The sequence below is a fragment of the Rhodoferax antarcticus ANT.BR genome (genome assembly GCF_001938565.1).
Taxonomy (GTDB): Bacteria; Pseudomonadota; Gammaproteobacteria; order Burkholderiales; family Burkholderiaceae_C; genus Rhodoferax; species Rhodoferax antarcticus.
Genome location: NZ_MSYM01000005.1, coordinates 174,166 through 192,288, shown reverse-complemented (window position 1 = coordinate 192,288; position 18,123 = coordinate 174,166). Strand labels below are relative to the sequence as shown.

General features: G+C 60.9%; 18 protein-coding genes and 1 other RNA gene. 11 read left to right on the top strand and 8 right to left on the bottom strand.

Features of this window, described 5'->3' with window-relative positions; genetic code table 11:
* The first annotated feature begins 92 nt into the window (after positions 1 to 92).
* Positions 93 to 578, top strand: coding sequence for a thioesterase family protein (locus tag BLL52_RS02600; RefSeq protein ID WP_075585215.1), 486 nt, complete (start codon positions 93 to 95; stop codon positions 576 to 578).
* Here the strand turns inward: BLL52_RS02600 and BLL52_RS02595 are convergent.
* Positions 575 to 1,036: an acyl-CoA thioesterase gene (locus BLL52_RS02595; RefSeq protein ID WP_075585158.1), complete on the bottom strand. Its 462-nt coding sequence runs from the start codon at positions 1,034 to 1,036 to the stop codon at positions 575 to 577. The genes BLL52_RS02600 and BLL52_RS02595 overlap by 4 nt on opposite strands.
* 55 nt (positions 1,037 to 1,091) lie before the next feature.
* On the opposite strand from BLL52_RS02595, the gene BLL52_RS02590 reads away from it, so the two are divergent.
* Positions 1,092 to 2,957: an ABCB family ABC transporter ATP-binding protein/permease gene (locus BLL52_RS02590; protein WP_075585157.1), complete on the top strand. Its 1,866-nt coding sequence runs from the start codon at positions 1,092 to 1,094 to the stop codon at positions 2,955 to 2,957.
* Positions 2,958 to 3,341: 384 nt separating this feature from the next.
* Here the strand turns inward: BLL52_RS02590 and BLL52_RS02585 are convergent, their stop codons facing one another.
* Both BLL52_RS02585 and BLL52_RS02580 read right to left on the bottom strand, forming a co-directional pair.
* A complete protein-coding gene (locus tag BLL52_RS02585; protein WP_075585156.1) occupies positions 3,342 to 3,641 on the bottom strand; it encodes a flagellar basal body protein in 300 nt (99 codons plus the stop codon).
* Between the two features lie 48 nt (positions 3,642 to 3,689).
* The gene (locus BLL52_RS02580) at positions 3,690 to 4,997 is read right to left on the bottom strand and encodes an SPOR domain-containing protein (protein WP_075585155.1); all 1,308 of its coding nucleotides are present in this window, start codon (positions 4,995 to 4,997) and stop codon (positions 3,690 to 3,692) included.
* A gap of 102 nt (positions 4,998 to 5,099) precedes the next feature.
* On the opposite strand from BLL52_RS02580, the gene BLL52_RS02575 reads away from it, so the two are divergent.
* From BLL52_RS02575 to rhtB, 7 genes are all read left to right on the top strand, one after another.
* Positions 5,100 to 5,705: a hypothetical protein gene (locus BLL52_RS02575; RefSeq protein WP_075585154.1), complete on the top strand. Its 606-nt coding sequence runs from the start codon at positions 5,100 to 5,102 to the stop codon at positions 5,703 to 5,705.
* Positions 5,706 to 5,951 (top strand): hypothetical protein, encoded by a 246-nt coding sequence (locus tag BLL52_RS02570; RefSeq protein ID WP_241838963.1) that lies wholly within the window; start codon positions 5,706 to 5,708, stop codon positions 5,949 to 5,951.
* A gap of 113 nt (positions 5,952 to 6,064) precedes the next feature.
* Positions 6,065 to 7,120 (top strand): dihydroorotase, encoded by a 1,056-nt coding sequence (gene pyrC / locus BLL52_RS02565; protein ID WP_075585153.1) that lies wholly within the window; start codon positions 6,065 to 6,067, stop codon positions 7,118 to 7,120.
* 46 nt (positions 7,121 to 7,166) lie between these two features.
* The gene (locus tag BLL52_RS02560) at positions 7,167 to 8,063 is read left to right on the top strand and encodes an NYN domain-containing protein (RefSeq protein ID WP_075585152.1); all 897 of its coding nucleotides are present in this window, start codon (positions 7,167 to 7,169) and stop codon (positions 8,061 to 8,063) included.
* Complete coding sequence (locus tag BLL52_RS02555; protein ID WP_083633749.1) at positions 8,063 to 8,836, top strand: DUF3025 domain-containing protein; 774 nt, start codon at positions 8,063 to 8,065, stop codon at positions 8,834 to 8,836. Before BLL52_RS02560 ends, BLL52_RS02555 begins: the two co-directional genes overlap by 1 nt.
* 117 nt (positions 8,837 to 8,953) lie before the next feature.
* On the top strand, positions 8,954 to 9,829 hold the full coding sequence (htpX, locus tag BLL52_RS02550; RefSeq protein ID WP_075585150.1) for a protease HtpX: 876 nt from the start codon (positions 8,954 to 8,956) through the stop codon (positions 9,827 to 9,829).
* Between the two features lie 217 nt (positions 9,830 to 10,046).
* Positions 10,047 to 10,676, top strand: coding sequence for a homoserine/homoserine lactone efflux protein (gene rhtB, locus BLL52_RS02545; RefSeq protein WP_075585149.1), 630 nt, complete (start codon positions 10,047 to 10,049; stop codon positions 10,674 to 10,676).
* Positions 10,677 to 10,757: 81 nt separating this feature from the next.
* Here rhtB and BLL52_RS02540 read toward each other — a convergent pair whose 3' ends face one another.
* From BLL52_RS02540 to cysK, 3 genes are all read right to left on the bottom strand, one after another.
* On the bottom strand, positions 10,758 to 12,548 hold the full coding sequence (locus BLL52_RS02540; RefSeq protein ID WP_075585148.1) for an NAD(P)/FAD-dependent oxidoreductase: 1,791 nt from the start codon (positions 12,546 to 12,548) through the stop codon (positions 10,758 to 10,760).
* 100 nt (positions 12,549 to 12,648) lie between these two features.
* Positions 12,649 to 13,992: an NADP-specific glutamate dehydrogenase gene (gene gdhA / locus BLL52_RS02535; protein ID WP_075585213.1), complete on the bottom strand. Its 1,344-nt coding sequence runs from the start codon at positions 13,990 to 13,992 to the stop codon at positions 12,649 to 12,651.
* A 165-nt stretch (positions 13,993 to 14,157) separates the two neighbouring features.
* Positions 14,158 to 15,075 carry a cysteine synthase A gene (gene cysK / locus BLL52_RS02530; RefSeq protein ID WP_075585147.1) on the bottom strand — a complete coding sequence of 306 codons (918 nt, stop codon included), beginning with the start codon at positions 15,073 to 15,075 and terminating at the stop codon, positions 14,158 to 14,160.
* 159 nt (positions 15,076 to 15,234) lie between these two features.
* On the opposite strand from cysK, the gene rnpB reads away from it, so the two are divergent.
* An RNA gene (rnpB, locus tag BLL52_RS02525) (RNase P RNA component class A) lies at positions 15,235 to 15,578 on the top strand.
* Positions 15,579 to 15,638: 60 nt separating this feature from the next.
* Here the strand turns inward: rnpB and BLL52_RS02520 are convergent.
* Positions 15,639 to 16,160 carry an Rrf2 family transcriptional regulator gene (locus BLL52_RS02520; RefSeq protein WP_075585146.1) on the bottom strand — a complete coding sequence of 174 codons (522 nt, stop codon included), beginning with the start codon at positions 16,158 to 16,160 and terminating at the stop codon, positions 15,639 to 15,641.
* Positions 16,161 to 16,297: 137 nt separating this feature from the next.
* Here BLL52_RS02520 and nhaR point away from each other — a divergent pair, with 137 nt between their 5' ends.
* Entirely contained in the window at positions 16,298 to 17,194 is an 897-nt protein-coding gene (nhaR, locus tag BLL52_RS02515; RefSeq protein WP_075585145.1) for a transcriptional activator NhaR, read from the top strand.
* A gap of 90 nt (positions 17,195 to 17,284) precedes the next feature.
* On the opposite strand, the gene BLL52_RS02510 is transcribed toward nhaR, so the two are convergent.
* Complete coding sequence (locus BLL52_RS02510) at positions 17,285 to 18,091, bottom strand: RNA pseudouridine synthase (protein WP_083633746.1); 807 nt, start codon at positions 18,089 to 18,091, stop codon at positions 17,285 to 17,287.
* Positions 18,092 to 18,123: the final 32 nt, after the last annotated feature.

The window sequence follows — 18,123 nt, the reverse complement described above, 5'->3', positions numbered from 1 at the left end:
GTTTTATACGCTAAATATGCCTCTAGCCCTTATAAACAAAGCGCAGGCAGCTATTCTTTTGTATCGATATGACCCATTCCAAAAGCAGTGACATGACCAGTGACCTAATCAGCACACCGGTCAGTTTTGAGCCCGAATTTATCGCAGGCATCAAAAAGGTGTTTGAAGAGTTGATCGTCTTCAACCAGTTACTGGGTCTGAAAATCACCAGCTTGCTGCCCGAGCGCGTCACCGCTCGCATCGACATGCGCAACGACCTGGTGGGCCATTTCGCCTGCAACCGCATCCATGGCGGCGTCATCAGCGCCGGGTTGGACGCTATGGGCGGGCTGGCGGTGATGGCGGCGATTGGCGCGCGCCACATGGACGAGCCGGTGCAGCATCGCCTGCAGCGCTTTGCCAAGCTCGGCACCATCGACCTGCGGGTGGATTACCTGCGCCCGGGCATTGGCGAGTGGTTTGAGCTGCGCGCCGAGGTGATGCGCCTGGGCTCCCGCGTGGCCTCCACCCGTATGGAGTTTTTGGGAGCAGACGGCAAGCTACTGTCCACTGCGGCGGCTGCTTACATTGTGTCCTAAGGGGTGGCTGGTGCCGGCTTGGGCACCTCGCGCGGTTTGCCGTGCTCGTCCAGCGCCACATAGGTGAGCAGTGCCTCGGTCACTTTGGTGTAGCTGCCCTGGGCGCGAAAGTGCTCTGCATAGACCTCGACCTTGACGGTGATCGAAGTGCGGCCAATGCGCAGCAGCTTGCCGTAAAAACTCAAAATGTCGCCCACGCGCACCGGCTGTTTGAAGATGAACTCATTCACCGCCACCGTGGCCATGCGCCCATCCGCATAAGGTGCGGCAATCACTGCGCCGGCCAAGTCCACCTGCGCCATCACCCAGCCGCCAAAAATGTCGCCGTTGGCGTTCACGTCGCGCGGCATCGGAATCACTTTGAGCACCAATTTTTCGTCAAGCGGCAGTTGCAACTTGGGCGATGTTTCTTCTGGCAATGGCTTTGTGGGCGAGCGGGTGCTGGGGTGGTCAGACATGGGCACAATCCTGGGTTGATCAATTGCCATGGATTGTCCCCTGAGATTTCCATTTATGCGCCGCCCCCGTTCCACCTTGCCCAGCGAAACTTTCCCCCCGGACTCATCCAAACCTGCCCCCGCGCCTGAGCGCTCTGACTGGTCGACCCTGCAGCGCCTGTTTCCCTACCTGTGGCAGTACAAATGGCGGGTGATGGCCGCGCTGGCCTTCATGGTGGGTGCCAAGGTGGCCAACGTCGGCGTGCCGGTGTTGCTCAAGGAACTCATCGACACCATGAACCCCAAGGCGGGCCTTGATGCGACCGCGCTGCTGGTGGTGCCGCTGGGGCTGCTGGTGGCTTATGGGTTGCTGCGGCTGTCGACCACGCTGTTTGCCGAGTTGCGCGAGCTGATCTTTGCCAAAGCCACCGAGGGTGCGTCGCGCAGCATCAGTTTGCAGGTGTTCCGCCACCTGCACGCGTTAAGCCTGCGCTTTCACCTGGAACGCCAGACCGGCGGCATGACGCGTGACATAGAGCGCGGCACCCGCGCTGTGCATTCGCTCATCAGCTATTCTTTGTATAGCGTTTTCCCGACGCTGTTCGAAGTTGCGCTGGTGCTGGGCTACCTGGCCGTCAAGTTTGATGTGTGGTTTGCCGGCATCACCATCATCGCGCTGGTGGTCTACATCACCTTCACCATTGTGGTCACCGAGTGGCGCACCCAGTTCAGAAAGCAGATGAACGAGCTGGACAGTACCGCGCACAGCCGCGCCATCGACTCGCTGCTGAACTACGAGACGGTCAAATACTTCAACAACGAAGAATTCGAGGCCAAGCGCTATGACGACAACCTGGAGCGCTACCGCAAGGTTGCGCTGAAAAGCCAGAGCACGCTGAGCCTGCTCAACACCGGTCAGCAGCTCATCATTGCGGCCGGGCTGGTGGCCATGTTGTGGCGTGCCACCCAGGGCGTGGTCGATGGCCGCATGACGCTGGGCGACCTGGTGATGGTTAACGCCTTCATGATCCAGCTTTATATTCCGCTGGGTTTTCTGGGGGTGCTGTACCGCGAGATCAAGCAGGGCCTGACCGACCTGGAAAAGATGTTCGGCCTGATGGAGCGCGAACGCGAGATTGCCGATCAGCCCGGCGCGCTGCCCTTGGCGCTGGAGGACGCCAGCGCCACGGCGCTCAAGGCCAATGCGGGCAACGCCAGTGTGTCGTTCAGGCACGTCCAGTTTGCCTATGAACCGGCGCGCCCGATCCTGCATGACATCAGCTTTGACATTCCGGCCGGCAAAACCGTGGCCGTGGTGGGGCCGTCGGGCTCGGGCAAATCGACGCTGGCGCGGCTGCTGTTCAGGTTTTACGACGTGCAAAGCGGCCAGATACTGATTGCCGGGCAGGACATCAAACAGGTCACGCAGGCCAGCGTGCGCGCCGCCATCGGCATCGTGCCGCAAGACACGGTGCTGTTCAACGACACGGTGGAATACAACATTGCCTACGGCCGCCCCGGCGCTGACCGCGCTGAGGTCGAGGGCGCCGCCAAAGCTGCGCACATTCACAGCTTTATTGCTGCCACGCCCAAGGGTTACGACACCATGGTGGGCGAGCGCGGCCTGAAACTCTCGGGCGGTGAAAAGCAGCGCGTGGCGATTGCCCGCACGCTGCTGAAAAACCCGCCGATTCTGATCTTTGACGAAGCCACCAGCGCGCTGGACAGCGCCAATGAGCGCGCCATTCAGGCCGAGCTGCAAAGCGTGGCGCAAAACAAAACCACCCTGGTCATCGCCCATCGTTTATCGACGGTGGTGGATGCGCATGAGATTCTGGTGATGGAGGCCGGGCACATCCTGGAGCGCGGCACCCACGCCGCGCTGCTGGCGGCCAACGGACGTTATGCGCAAATGTGGGCGCTGCAACAGAGTGTGGAATAGTTACAAGCTTTTTTGGCAAAACCCCGAGTCCAGGCCTCTAGCCCATATAGGTAAAGGGCTGACAGCTATCGAAATTGAATATTTGGGTGACTTGGTCAGCGTTTGAAAGCCCGAGTTTCAGAGGTCAGGTTTTTGGGTTTGCGCGAGCGAGCGCACTGCCATGGGTAGCTACGCGGCTGTCCCCCGGCCCTGCGGGCCTCCTCCTTGATGCCGCTGCGCCACCCATGACAGCGCACTCACCTGAGTCTTTGGCTGATTCACCCCATGGCTTGTCAATCGTCAAGGTCTGCATGGCTACGCACCAGAGTTGAACCTCAATCCGAATGGGTATCGCCCGGAGCCTTCAGCGAATCCGTTGGTGTCCGAGTCTTGTCTGCGCGGTTTTCAAGCCTTCAGATCAAGCAGCGCGCCGGCCATTTTGTCGCTGGTCTTGAACACCGCCAAGTTGGCGAGAAAAGCGTTTTTTGCCTGAAGTTGGGCCACCACATCGGTTTCCAGCGCGCTGCCGGGGGTGCTGGCTGCGGTGACCGATGCCGATACGCCGCCCTGTGATTGCGCTTTGAGCGTGACCTCTTGGCGAGTAAAGCCTTCGGTATTGAGGTTGGCCACATTGTGGGCAGTCGCTTGCAGCTGCGTCTGGGCGGCGTTCATGCCTGAGAGGGCGATGGCTGAAAGTGAAGTCATGAACAAATGCTCCGGTGCTATGGGGAAAACTCGATTTAACCCCCTGGCTCAGGGTTTGACAAGCGCTGCGTCCAGTTTCAGGGCATGAATTTTTTTGACAGCGGCTTGAGCCTGCGCGCGTTGGGCAAACGGCCCCACACGCACGCGGGTGCGCGGCCCCTGGGGGGTCTGCAGTTCCTGGGAAAAAGCCGGCAAGCCCGCCGCTTTCAGCCGGGCCAGTGTCTTGCGCGCGTTGTCAGGTTGTGCGAACAGGCCGGCGTTGACCAAGAAGCGCTCAGTTGCAGCGATTGCTGGGGGCTTGAGTTTGGCAACGGATGGCCCGTTGGCTGGCGCAGAGCTGGCCTGTGCTGGCGTTGGCGCTAGCCCGACTCGGGCGGAAAGTTCTGCAGCTACGGGCACTGAGGCTGCTGTAGCGGCGGAGGCTGCCGAAACTGCCTTTAATGCTGCATGTGCTGCTTTTGATGCCCGTGCTGCTAAGACCGCCGATGGAGCCGGTGACGGTAGTGCTACCGCTGCCGCTGATGCCGTCGAAGCTGCAGGTTCAGGTGCTGGCGCAGATTCAGGCGCAGCTACCGCTGTGGCTGATGAAGTTGCAGCAGCGGGCTCAGCTACGGCTGAATCGGACGCTACTGCGGCTGGAGCGCTCCCAAAGGCGCCAGCGCTGGCTTCACTGGCCGCCGGGGCAATCTCAGCCACCGCGTTGGCCGTCTGGCTGGCGGGTATTGCAGGCGCAGCCACAACCATGGTCGTCGTTTCAGCGGCCGGGGTGCCAATTGACGCCCCAGACTCGGGCAGCAGCCAATAGGCCAGCGCCGCCGCAGCCAGCAGCAGCAACCCATTGACGATCAGGATGCGGATGAGCCGCCCCCGCGAAGCGGCGCGCTGACGCAACTGTGTGCACGCCAGTTCCAGAGTTGGGTTGGCCTCAATGGCTGCCACCATCGCCTTGCGGCTGTGATTGAAAAACAGCGCATTGCCCCAAGCACCGGGCACCAGCACACCAAGACTCAGGCAAGCGCCGATCAAGCCATAAAGCACCTCGGGCGGCCAGTCAAACACCAACTGGCGCAAGCCGAGCAGTAGCACCACCATGCCCAGCAGCACAGCAGCAAACACCACCGCCACCCCCCACAGACCCCGCAAGAGAATCCAGTTCAGGCTGAACAGACAGGCCGACCAGTTCCACGACAAAGTGGCTTCTCCGGCGGCTTCAAACCGGCTGAAGATGGGAAGGTAATAATCCTCCCCCATCGGGCCAATCACCGCACGGTGCAGCGCAGGCATGGCCAACCCTGGAGAATTGTCCAGCGAGACGGCAGCTTCGAAGGGTGTAACGGGTGCATCGGGTTCGGTCATGGTTTATTTTGGCATGGGCATCCACGGGCGAATAGGGTCTTTCATAAACTATTGATTAAATAGCAACAAGCGCATGCAGGAAAAGGGCTAGAAGACTTATTTATGGATATTTTTATTTCTGTTTTCATCATTGGTTGGGGTTTGCATTCCTTCACCCAGCGCGACCAGAACGTGCGCATTGCACTGCTGGGCACGTTTCTGGCCAGGTACCCGATCGAAAAGCTGATGGAAAGCTTGATTCAGGGTTATCTGCGCGCCCTGGGTGAGACGGACAAAGAGCGCCAGGACGCCATCTGGAGCGCCCTGAAAACCACTGAAACGGATCTGGTGCAGCAGTTCAATGCTTTTGCGCTGGCGTTTTCCAAAGTGCCCGAGCCGCAGGCACGCATCAGCAAGGTACCCTTTGCCTTGCCCCAGATAACCAAATGGTTGCCGGGTTACACCTTTGATGCGCGCAAAGTGTTCAATGTGCATGCTCATGCCATCGCCCAAGCGGCTCGCGCGGGCGATGACGCCCCCTCCAAAGAGAAGGCTTTCACCATGATGGCGGAGCTTTTTTTGATGCAGCACACCTGCCACTGGTTTTGCCGCTCCAGGATGGTCGCGTCCGCCCGGCTGATGGCGCGGCATAAAAGCCCTTACGCCCAGGTGCTGCGCTCGGTGGCAGCGCAAACGCGCAAGGCCTACGGCGCGCTGGTGGGGGTCTGAATGCCAGGCGCCAAGTTGTTGCATCGGCTCAAAGCGGTCTTGTCTGGCAGCAAACTGCCGCCCACCGACTACCAGCGCGCGCAAGCGCTGATCGCCGCCATTGACGCAGGCGGCATCCCGCTCAACGCCGTCCGGGTGAACGACATTGCCCGTAAGCTGGGCCTCGATGTGCCAGTCACAGCCCCGGTCGAGGACACCATTGCCCGCATTCGCGTGGCCCTGCAGCGCCAGGCGCCACCCGGTTAACCTATCGACACCCAGTGCCAGAGCTCGGTGCACTGGCAGCCTGGGCAACCGGACCTTGCAGCCAGGGCAGGCCGGTCTGCTCAAGCCACCTGGCATTTGGGACAATACGGCGCATGACCTCCACGCCCACCCCCCTTCAAAGCCTCACCCTCACCCGCCCGGACGACTGGCACCTGCATGTGCGCGACGGTAACGCGCTGGCCACCGTGGTGCCGCACACTGCAGCCCAGTTTGCCCGCGCCATCATCATGCCCAATTTGCGCCCACCGGTGACCACCGCCGCGCAGGCACTGGCTTACCGCGAACGCATCATGGCCGCAGTGCCCGCTGGCCTGCATTTTGAGCCGCTGATGACGCTGTACCTCACCGACAACCTGCCTGCCGATGAGATCGTCCGCGCCAAAGAGGCAGGTGTGGTTGCTCTCAAGCTGTATCCGGCGGGCGCCACCACCAACAGCGACGCCGGCGTGACCGACATGCGCAAAACCTACCCCACGCTGGAAGCCATGCAGCGCGTGGGCTTGCCGCTGCTGGTGCATGGCGAGGTGACCTCGCCCGATATCGACCTGTTTGACCGCGAAGCGATGTTCATCGACACCCAGCTCATTCCCCTGCGCCGCGACTTTCCCGAGCTCAAAATCGTCATGGAGCACATCACCACGCTTGAGGCAGCGCAGTACGTGCAGGCGGCTGATGCCCGTTTTCAGGCGGCCACGCTTACTGCGCACCACCTGCTGTACAACCGCAACGCGATCTTTACCGGCGGCATCCGCCCGCATTACTACTGCCTGCCGGTGCTCAAACGCGAAACCCATCGCCAAGCCCTGCTGGCTGCGGCGACCAGTGGTGATGCGAAGTTTTTCCTCGGCACCGACAGCGCGCCGCACGCGGTGCACCTGAAAGAGCACGCCTCGGGTTGCGCCGGCTGTTACACCGCCCACGCCGCCATGGAGTTGTATGCGCAGGCCTTTGACTCGGTGGACGCATTGGACAAGCTGGAAGCCTTTGCCAGCTTCTTTGGCGCTGACTTCTACGGCTTGCCACGCAATACCGGCAGCATCACGCTCAAGCGCGAAAGCTGGACGCCGCCTGCCAGCTACATCTTCGGCCAGGCTGAGCTCAAGCCGCTGGCCAGCGGTGAGGCCCTGGCCTGGCGGCTGGTGGGCTGAGCTTCGCCCAGTGGCTCCAGCCCCGCGAGCAACACAAGGAAACGCCATGAACATTTTTCTGATTGATGCGGACAACCTGAATTCAGGTGCCTGGGTGGATGAGGCTTTTCGGGTGCTGGAAGAAACCGAAGGTCGCCTGCCAGTGCGCCGCGCCTACGGCAGCGCGGAAAACCTCAAAGCCCTGGCCGACACCCTGCGCGCCTGGGCGGTGCGCCCGTTCGTCAACCTGGCACTGACCAAAAACACCACCGACATGGCGCTGGCGGTGGACGCCATGGAGCTTGCCTGCCAGGTGCCCGCACCCAAGCTGATCGTCATCGGCTCGGGTGATGCCGACTTCACCCCGCTGGTGGTGCGCCTGCGCGAGCGCGGCATTCGCGTGGTGTGCGTGTCTGAGCGCAGCAAAATGGGCCGCGAAGCCATTCCCGCCTATGACCGGGTGATTTTGGTCGGGCCAGACCTGGCGGCATCAGATGCTGCGCCGCTGCCCAGCCTGGCCGCCCCCGCACGCAAGACACCGCGCAAAACGACACCCCGAAAAACCGCCAGCAGCGGAGCATCTGCCGACAAAGCTGCCGCAGCCACGCCAGCGCCCGCCAAAACGCCTGCGAAAAAGGTCGTCGCCAAAACTACCGCACCGCAGAAAAAGCCAGTTGTCAGCCCGCCAGCAGGCAACCCGGTACCGACGCCAGTGGCGGTTGAGGCGGTGAGCCACCAAATGGCGCTGCTGGATGTGGCGACGATTCTGGCCGCCGTGCCAGCGCTGCAAAGCGGGCAACCGCAGCCGCTGGCCGCCGTTGCCAAGGCGCTGCTGGATGCCAAACTGCGTGGCAAAAACATGACCTCTACCAAGTTGCTGAAGAAGTTCCCCAGCCAGTTTGTGTTGGCCCCGCCTGAGAAACCCAGAACGGTGCAATACATCGCTGCGCCGCAGCCGTCTTGATCGCAGCCATCAACTGGCACGCGCCCTGGCTCGCATCTTGGCGCGCCGTGGGCGAGCCTGCTGCGCATGAGGTGCTGGCAGGCGTGTTGCAGCCAGACGCACTCAACCAGGTCGCCCAGACGCTCTGGCCAGCGCCCGCCCAGCCGCCAGTGCGCTTTGTGCCGCAGTCTGACCTGCCGCCGGGCATGGCTTATGAGCAATACATTTTTGATAGCGCTCGGTGCCCTACTCGTGAGGGCTTGCATGACTTTTTTAATGCACTGGCGTGGCTGAACTTCCCGCACACCAAGCGCCGTCTTAACCACTTGCATGTGGCGCAAATCGCCCACAGCGGTATCGCCCCGGTGCGCGGCCCGGCGCGCGATGCGCTCACCGTGTTTGACGAAAACGTCGCCCTGCTACGAGCGCCAGATGCACTGTGGGAAGCCTTGGCCGCCAAAGACTGGCCCCAGGTGTTTGGCCCGCTGCGCCCGCTTTGGGCAGAGTCGTCTTTGGTGCTGTTTGGCCATGCGCTGCTGGAGAAACTGGTTTACCCAAGAAAAGCGGTCACAGCCCACGTCTATCGTGCGTTTCCAGCTACAGACAGCATAGCGGACCTGGACGCCTGGCTCGCCGCCGACCTGACGGCAGAAAAGTTTGCCGCCAAACCCTTTGCCCATCTGCCGGTGCTGGGTGTGCCGCACTGGTGGCCAGCCAACGAGGTGCCCGGCTTTTACGACGATCTGGGTGTTTTCAGGGCGGCTCGGGTGACGGCGGTGGCAGCGTCCAAATAGCCAGACGGCGTGTGGAATTGGCGCCGGTTTGGTTTGGCTGCAAGGTGGTAACCCTTACCATTTGCACTTCTTGGCGGTGCATCTGTTGTTAAGCCGCTTAATCTTTTAGAGGACTCCATGAAGCGCATTGTTCTTTTTGTTCTCACCAACGTCCTTGTGGTGGCGGTGCTGGGCATTGTTGCCAGCGTGCTGGGATTGAACCGTTTTCTGACGCCCAACGGCCTAGATCTGGGCGCACTCCTTGGGTTTGCGCTGCTAATTGGTTTTGGCGGCGCCATCATCTCCTTGCTGATCAGCAAGCCGGTGGCGAAGTGGAGTTCGGGTGTGCGGGTGATCAACGAGCCGTCAAACGCCGACGAGGCCTGGATTGTCGAAACCGTGCGCAAACTGTCTGACATAGCCGGTATCGGCATGCCTGAGGTGGGTATTTTTGAAGGCGCACCTAACGCCTTTGCCACCGGCGCGTTCAAGAATTCGGCGCTGGTGGCGGTCAGCACCGGTTTGCTGCAGGGTATGACACATGAAGAGATCGAGGCCGTGCTTGCCCACGAGATTGCTCACGTGGCCAACGGCGACATGGTCACCATGACACTGATTCAGGGTGTGATGAACACCTTTGTGGTGTTCTTGAGCCGGGTGATCGGCTCCTTGGTGGACAGTTTCCTGCGCAAGGGCGACCAGTCGAACTCCGGCCCCGGCATTGGCTATTACGTCACCACCATCGTGCTGGACATCGTGCTGGGTTTTGCCGCTGCCATCGTGGTGGCTTGGTTTAGCCGCCACCGTGAGTTCCGCGCCGACGCGGGTGCCGCCAAGTTGATGGGCCGCAAGCAACCCATGATCAATGCGCTGGCCCGACTCGGTGGTCTGGCGCACAGTGAACTGCCGAAAAGCGTGGCAGCATTTGGTATTGCTGGGGGTATGGGCAAGCTGTTTTCGACCCACCCGCCGCTGGAAGATCGCATTGCCGCGCTGCAAAACGAACAGGTTTAAAGCACCACCGATTTCGAGTTTCCGGGTATTTCACCCCCAGCAGCGGTTAGTCCGCGCTGGGGGCCTTTTTTTGGACGCAGGACGGCGCCGCACTCAGCTGCGCGGCTGCCGCCCGCCCTGTGGGTTCCCCCTTGATGCCGCTGCGCCGAATGCCATGCCGCCCTTAGCTCGACTACCTGAACGGCTCAAGTCCAGCCAGAACCGCTAGACTCATCCCATGGAACTTTCAACCTGGCTCACCTTTTTTGCCGCCTCCTGGGCCATCAGTATTTCACCTGGCCCAGGGGCAATAGCTTCTATGAGCGCCGGGCTCAATCACGGTTTCAAACACGGCTACGTCACCATTTTTGGCTTGGTGCTGGGCATCTGGACACAGTTGGCAATCGTCGGCGTCGGTCTGGGGGCGCTGATGGCCACCTCCGCCACCGCGTTTGTCGTGGTCAAGTGGGTAGGTGTGGCTTATCTGGTCTGGCTGGGCATCCAGCAGTGGCGTGCGCCAGCGCGGCCGATGGTTGCGGCGTCGGACTCGGGCGAGGTGGTGACGCAGCGCACGCTGATTTTGAAAGCCTGGATGATCAATGTGGTCAACCCCAAGGGCACGGTGTTTTTGCTGGCGGTGGTGCCGCAGTTCATCAGCACAGGTGAGCCGCTGCTGCCGCAGTACCTGATCATTGGCGCCACACTGGCTTTCACCGATATGGTGGTGATGTCGGGCTACACCGCACTGGCCTCGCGGGTGCTTGGGGCGCTCAAAAAGCCCGCCCACATCCGCGCCATGAACCGCACCTTTGGCAGCCTGTTTGTGATTGCCGGTTCGCTGCTGGCGCTGTTCAAACGCTCGGCTTGAGGACGCACGAAGGCTTCCATTTGATACATTTAGCATAGCGCCAAGCGCTTGTTCTATAAGGGATTGAGGCTATTTTCATGTCTAAAAGTCGACCACCTGCCGCGCCAGTGCCTCAGCCAGCTTGATGCCATCCACCGCCGCCGACAGAATGCCGCCGGCATAACCCGCACCTTCACCCCCAGGGTACAGACCCGCGGTATTGGTGCTTTGGAAATCATCGCCGCGCGGCATGCGTAACGGTGACGAGGTGCGGGTTTCCACCCCGGTCAACACCGCATCAGGCATGTCAAAGCCTTTGATCTTCTTGCCAAAAGCGGGCAACGCTTCGCGCAGCGCGGTTATCGCGTAGTCGGGCAGGGCGCTGTGCAGGTCACCGAGTTTCACGCCTGGCTGGTACGACGGAACCACGCTGCCCAGGCTGGCGGACGGGATGCCGTGGACGAATTCTTCCACCAGCTGTGCGGGGGCCTCATAGTTGCTGCCGCCCAAAACAAAGGCGTTTGCTTCAAGCTGGCGCTGCAGGTTGATGCCCGCCAAGGGGTGCACGGCGAGCGCATCAGCTGCTCTTAAATAAAGAGCTTCCTGCGCATACTGCATACCGGCTAGAGGCCCAAAAGCCTCTATAAAAGTAGCCGCATCCTGCGGATAGTCAACGGGCTCAATGCCGACCACCAGCCCGGCGTTGGCGTTGCGTTCGTTGCGTGAATACTGGCTCATACCATTGGTCACCACCCGGCCCGGCTCGGACGTGGCCGCTACCACCATGCCACCTGGGCACATGCAAAAGCTGTACACCGCGCGGCCATTGCTGGCGTGGTGCACCAGCTTGTAGGCCGCTGCCCCCAGCACCGAGTTGCCAGCGTGGCGGCCCCACAGGGCGCGGTCGATCACACTTTGCGGGTGCTCCACCCGAAAACCCACCGAAAACGGTTTGGCCAGCAGCGTGACCCCACGTTGGTGCAGCATGGCAAAGGTGTCGCGCGCGCTGTGGCCCAGCGCCAAAATGACCTGGTCGGCGCGCAGCTCGTAGGTCAGGCCGGTGGCCTGCTCCAGTACGGTCAGGCCGCGCACCTGCCTTGCGGTTGTCAGATCAACATCCATCACCCGTTGCTCGAAGCGGATCTCGCCGCCCAGCGCGATGATGCGTTCGCGCAGGTTTTCCACCACTTTCACCAGCTTGAAGGTGCCAATGTGTGGGTGCGCCTCTACCAAAATCTCGGGTGGCGCACCAAAATTGACGAATTCGCTCATCACCCGGCGCCCCAAGTGGCGCGGGTCTTTGATCTGGCTCCACAGTTTGCCGTCTGAAAACGTGCCCGCGCCGCCTTCGCCAAACTGCACATTGCTCTCGGGGTTGAGCACCTGTTTGCGCCACAGGCCCCAGGTGTCTTTGGTGCGCTCACGCACCTTGCGGCCACGTTCCAGCACGATGGGCTTGAAACCCATTTGCGCCAGCGTTAGCGCCGCAAACATGCCGCACGGCCCAAACCCCACCACCACCGGGCGCAGGGGTAGATCAGCGGGCGCTGTGGCCACCAACTGGTAAGCCATATCCGGGGTGGGGACGATGTGCGGGTTGCCTGCATGCTGCTGCAGCAGGGTTTGCGCCAGCGTTGGGTCGCGCAGGCTGACGTCGACGATGTACACCGCCCGTAATTCGGCCTGGCGGGCATCGAAACTGCGCTTGAAAACTTTTAAATCGATCAGGTCAGCGTCAGCTATGCCCAGCGCCTGCCGCGCCAGCACCCGCAACGCTGCCAGCGGATGCGGCAGCGGTGCCCGGTCATCGTCGGTTTCAGCCGCTTGCGTTTCGCGCAGCGGCACCACGGGCAGGGCAGACAGGGGGAGTTTGAGTTCTGAGAGTCGGATCATGGTGGCTTGTGGTCATCAAGCAAACGCCAATGATAAAGCCCTGCCGGGCAGCGCACGGCAGGGCTTGGAGCTGGTTTAGCTCAGGGTATTTGGCAGCGGCTCAGACCACGCCTTGGGCGTGCATGGCGTCGGCCACTTTGACGAACCCGGCAATATTGGCGCCGTCCACGTAGCTGATGGAGCCGTCAGCGCGTCGGCCATGCTGCACGCAGGCCTGGTGGATGTCGCGCATGATGCGGTGCAGGCGGGCATCGACCTCGTCCCGCGACCATGCCAAGCGCATGGCGTTTTGGCTCATTTCCAGGCCGGATGTGGCCACCCCGCCCGCGTTGCTGGCTTTGCCCGGTGCGTAGAGCACCTTGGCCGCGTCGAAGACTTTGACCGCTTCCAGGGTGCACGGCATATTGGCGCCTTCGGCCACACACTTGACACCGTGCTTCACCAGCAGCACGGCATCGTCGCTGTCAAGTTCGTTTTGCGTGGCACAAGGCAGGGCCACATCCACTGGCACCTGCCAGGGACTCAGACCTGCCTCATAGCGCACACCTGCGCGATTCGCATAGTCGCTAACGCGGCCGTACTGCTCGTTTTTGATCTCCATCAACAGCGCCAGTTTTTCCGGGGTGAAACCGTCCTCGTCGATGACGGTGCCGTTGGAATCCGACACGGTGACCACTTTGGCACCCAGTGCCGTGGCTTTCTCCACAGCGTACTGAGCCACATTGCCCGAGCCCGACACGCTCACCCGCAGGCCGTCAAAACTCATGCCTTTTAGTTTGAGCATTTCTTCGGCAAAGTACACCGTGCCGTAGCCGGTAGCTTCTGGCCGGATCAGCGAGCCGCCAAAGGACAGCCCCTTGCCGGTAAAGACGCAGTCAGAGCGGTTGCTGAGCTTCTTCACCATGCCAGCGATGAAACCCACTTCGCGCCCGCCCACGCCAATGTCGCCAGCCGGCACATCGGTGTCGGAGCCCACATGGCGGAACAATTCGGTGGCAAACGCCTGACAAAAGCGCATCACCTCGCCACGGCTTTTGCCTTTGGGATCAAAGTTGGCGCCACCTTTGGCACCGCCCATAGGCAAGGTGGTCAAGGCGTTTTTCAAGGTTTGCTCAAAGGCCAGAAACTTCAGAATCGACAAATTCACCGAGGGGTGAAAGCGCAAGCCCCCCTTGAACGGCCCCAGAGCCATGCTGTGCTGAATGCGGTAGCCGCGATTGACCTGGACCCGGCCTTGATCATCAGTCCAGCAGACCCGAAAGATGATGGTCCGCTCTGGCTCTACCAGCCGCGCCAGCAAGCCTTCCTCCGCGTACTTTGGATTGGCCTCGATGAAAGGCCACAGACTGTCTATGACCTCGGTGACTGCTTGCAAAAATTCGGGTTGACCGGGGCTGCGTTGATCGAGGTGCTCTAAAAAGGTGCGGACTGAGGAAAACTTCATATCAAAATGCTCCATTAAGGTGCATTGATCATACCTTGGTCGAGGGTAAATCCGGAGCGCGAGCTTGACAGAAAGGCAGCTAACACCACGGCCTGAGAACACATCAGCGGGCAAAAGCCTCAGTGCCCGCCCAGATTTCCTCGCAGCCAGTTTTCGGCCTGCCCCTCAACTTGGCAAGAAGCCTTCTACCGATAAATAACGCTCACCGGTGTCGTAGTTGAAGCCCAGCACCGTGGCGCCATCAGGCAGCTCAGGCAACTTTTGTGCAATGGCCGCCAGCGTTGCGCCGCTAGAGATGCCCACCAGCAGGCCTTCTTCAGTGGCACTGCGGCGGGCGAAATCGCGGGCCACATCGCCGTCAACCTGAATCACGCCGTCGAGTAACTCGGTGTCAAGGTTCTTCGGAATAAACCCCGCGCCAATGCCCTGAATCGGGTGGGGTGCGGGGCTGCCGCCAGAAATGACCGGTGAGGCGGCGGGCTCTACCGCATACACCTGGAGTTTTGGCCATTTGGCTTTGAGCACCCGCGCCACCCCGCTTAGGTGGCCGCCGGTGCCGACGCCGGTGATCAGCACGTCAATGCCGTTGGGGAAATCCGCCAGGATTTCCTGGGCGGTGGTGCGGGCGTGCACTTCGGGGTTGACCGGGTTGTCAAACTGCTGCGGCATCCAGGAGCCAGGCAGGCTGAGTGAGAGCTCTTGCGCACGGGTGATTGCACCGGTCATGCCAAGCGCACGCGGTGTCAAATCAAAGCTGGCGCCGTAAGCCAGCATCAGGCGCCGGCGCTCGATGCTCATGCTCTCGGGCATCACCAGAATCAGGGGGTAACCCTTGACCGCAGCCACCATGGCCAAGCCCACACCGGTGTTGCCAGAGGTCGGCTCAATGATGGTGCCGCCAGGTTGCAGTTCACCCGATGCCTCGGCAGCTTCTACCATGGCCAACGCAATGCGGTCTTTGATCGAGCCGCCCGGATTACCGCGCTCGGATTTGATGTACACCTGGTGCGTCGGACCAAACAGGCGGTTGATGCGGATGTGCGGCGTGTTGCCAATGGTTTGAAGGACGTTATCAACTTTCATCTGGACTCCAGAAAATGTTCAGTGGGGATGGTGCGCGAATCTATTTTGAACCAGTTGTTCTGTTGATCTGGCTATAAGCTTATGCCGGATTCCAGCTTTGGTGCGGGCCGGCGGGTCGATGGGGGCGCAGCCTGTTGATTGCACCGATAATCACGCTGTGAAGCCCGCCAGACTGCCGCTGGTGCAATCTTGGAAACAAGGCACTGGAGGAACGTCCGGACTGCATAGGGCAGCGTAGCAGCTAACGGCTGTCCACTGAAAGGTCGCAAGACTATAAGGTGAGGATCAGAGCAACAGAGACGAGTCGCAGCGGGGCAACCTGATGCGGGTGAAACGGGCAATCTCTACGCGCAGCAATACCAAGTAGGCCAGCGTTGATGGGGCCCCCAGAGCTGGCGGGTAGGTAGCACCGAGCTGTTGGGTGACCAACAGCCCAGATTAATGGCAGTCACGTTTGGGGCAACCCAGACGCACAGAATCCGGCTTATCGGTGGGCTTCACACTTTTAAATTTATAGCGCCTAACGCAGGCGCTATGAGGGCTGGAGGCCAATTAGCCTCGTATTAACCGCGTGCCAACAGCGACTGACCCAGCGCAAATACCGAGTTCGGTGCCGTCGTGCGCACGGTGTGTGCTGATGGTTTTTTGAACACGCCGCGATTCGGTGCAGGCTTTTGCTCAATCTTCACACCCTTGGCCAACTGCTCCAGCACCAAGCTGCGCAAGGTGACCGACTGCATGAACTCGGCTACCTTGGCATTCATCGAGTCCCACAAGTCTTGCGCCATGTCTTTGGAAGCGCTTTGCTCGGTCTCTTGCTTGGGTGCCGGATCTTCCACCGCGCCAATAATGTCAGCGACCGTGATGGCATCGGTACGGTGCCCCAAGGTGTAACCGCCACCGGGTCCGCGGGTGCTGTGCACCAAGCCTTGTTGACGCAGCCGACTGAACATTTGCTCCAGGTACGACAGCGAAATCTGCTGGCGCGCTGAAATGTCCGACAACGGCACTGGCCCGAGCTTTTCGCGCAGGGCCACATCAATCATGGCGGTGACGGCAAAACGACCTTTGGTACTTAAACGCATTTTTATTACTCCTTCAATGTCTGTAAAGGTGACACGAACACAACTATAAAGTTCAACTCACTTCGCGTAAATTCGAATTTAAGACATTTAAACTTCGATAAAAACGAATAATCAACCCGCCAATTGAGGCCAATCGCATGAATTTCAAGCACCTTTATTATTTTTGGGTCACCGCGCGCGCCGGCGGCATCATGCGCGCCGGCGAGCAGTTGCACACCACGCCGCAAACGCTCTCGGGCCAGATCAAGCTGCTCGAAGACTGGCTCGGGCGCAAGCTGTTTCGCAAAAATGGCCGCCAGCTGGAGCTCACCGAGCATGGCCGCCTCGCGCTGGGTTATGCCGACCAGATCTTCAGCCTGGGGCAAGAGCTGGAGACCGCCCTACGCCAGTCGCGGGGGGCGCAAAAACGGCTGGACTTCCGGGTTGGGGTGACCGACTCGGTGTCCAAATCACTTGCCTACCGCCTGCTGGAGCCGGCTCTGTCCATGGACCAACCCGTCAAACTCATTGCCAGTGAGGGCAGCTTTGACGATTTGCTGGCGGCGCTGGCGTTGCACCGGCTGGATTTGGTGATTGCCGACGAGCCAATGCCCCGGCGCGTCAGCGTCAAAGCCTTTAGCCACGCGCTGGGCCGCAGTGCGATGAGCTTTTTCTGCGCCCCGGGGCTGAAATCCCGGGTCAAGGGGCCATTTCCCGGCTGTCTGGATGGCTTGCCGATGTTGGTGCCCGGGGCGTCGTCGGCGGTGCGTCGGCAACTCGAAGGCTGGTTTGCCCGGCACCAGTTGGCACCGGTGGTGGTGGGTGAGCTTGACGACGCGGCGCTGATGAAAGCGTTTGGCCGTGAAGGTCAGGGCGTGTTCATGGCACCAACCGTGCTCGAAGAGGAAACCTGCACCCAGTTTGACGTCTCGGTCATTGGCCGCACCGACGAACTGGTAGAAGAGTTTTATGCGGTGTCTGTGGAGCGGCGCATCAGCCACCCGTGCGTGCTAGCAATCACCGACGCCGCGCGCGGACAACTGTTCAGTGTTTAGGGGTTAAATGCTGCTCTAGCCCTTATCCTATATGCCGAAAGCGCTACAAAATACAAAGCATTCGGCGGGTGATATCAACCCGGTGCAGGTTCAAAACCGCTCGTGTGCCGCCAGAAAGCGCCATTGTCCTTCTGGCAGATGCGCCAAGGTCACCCGGCCGATGCGCTGGCGCTTCATGCTCATGATCTGCAGCCCGGCGCGCTCGCACAGGTAAGCCGCCAGCCCGGGGTGCGCGCCCTTGACGGCAAAGCGCAGCCGCGTTGATGCCTCACCGGTGCTGTTGATACTGACTTTCACTGGTGGCAGCGTGTCGCGCTCGCTCGCCGGCGGGGTGTTCATGCGATGCAGCGCCTCAGGAGAGACCTCGCCTTGCACTTCCACCACGTATTCGTGTTCGATGAGCCCAGCGTCCTCGGTCAGCTTGCGCAGCACCCGCCAGTCTTGGGTGAAAACCACCAGTCCGCTGGCGGCACTCTCCAGTGGCACGCCAGCAGTCAGCTTGGCAAAGTGCCGCTTGAGGACCCGCTCTGGCGATTCATCTTGCGGCCAATGCGTGGCAAGCTGTAGCAGTGTTTGTGCGGGTTTGACGCGCTTGTTGGCCGTGCCCAGCGGGGCCATCGCCTCGAAGCCGGGTGGTTTGTGCAGCAGCAGGGTGACTTCGCTCAACGCCATCAGGTTGGCGGTGGTGTCAATCAGCACAGTTTGATCGGTGACGCGGGCCATGGGCTCTTCGACCCGCTGGCCGTTGACCTGCACCCAGCCGCCCTCGATGAGTTGCTCGGCTTCGCGGCGCGAGCACTGCGCCAGCGCGGCAACGCGTTTGGACAGGCGTTCACCGCTCTGGTCGAGCGGGGGCGGCACTTTCTTCGGGGGAACAGGTTTGTGTGGCTTGATCATGGAGCGGCCATGGTAACCGCCTGCCTGCGCGG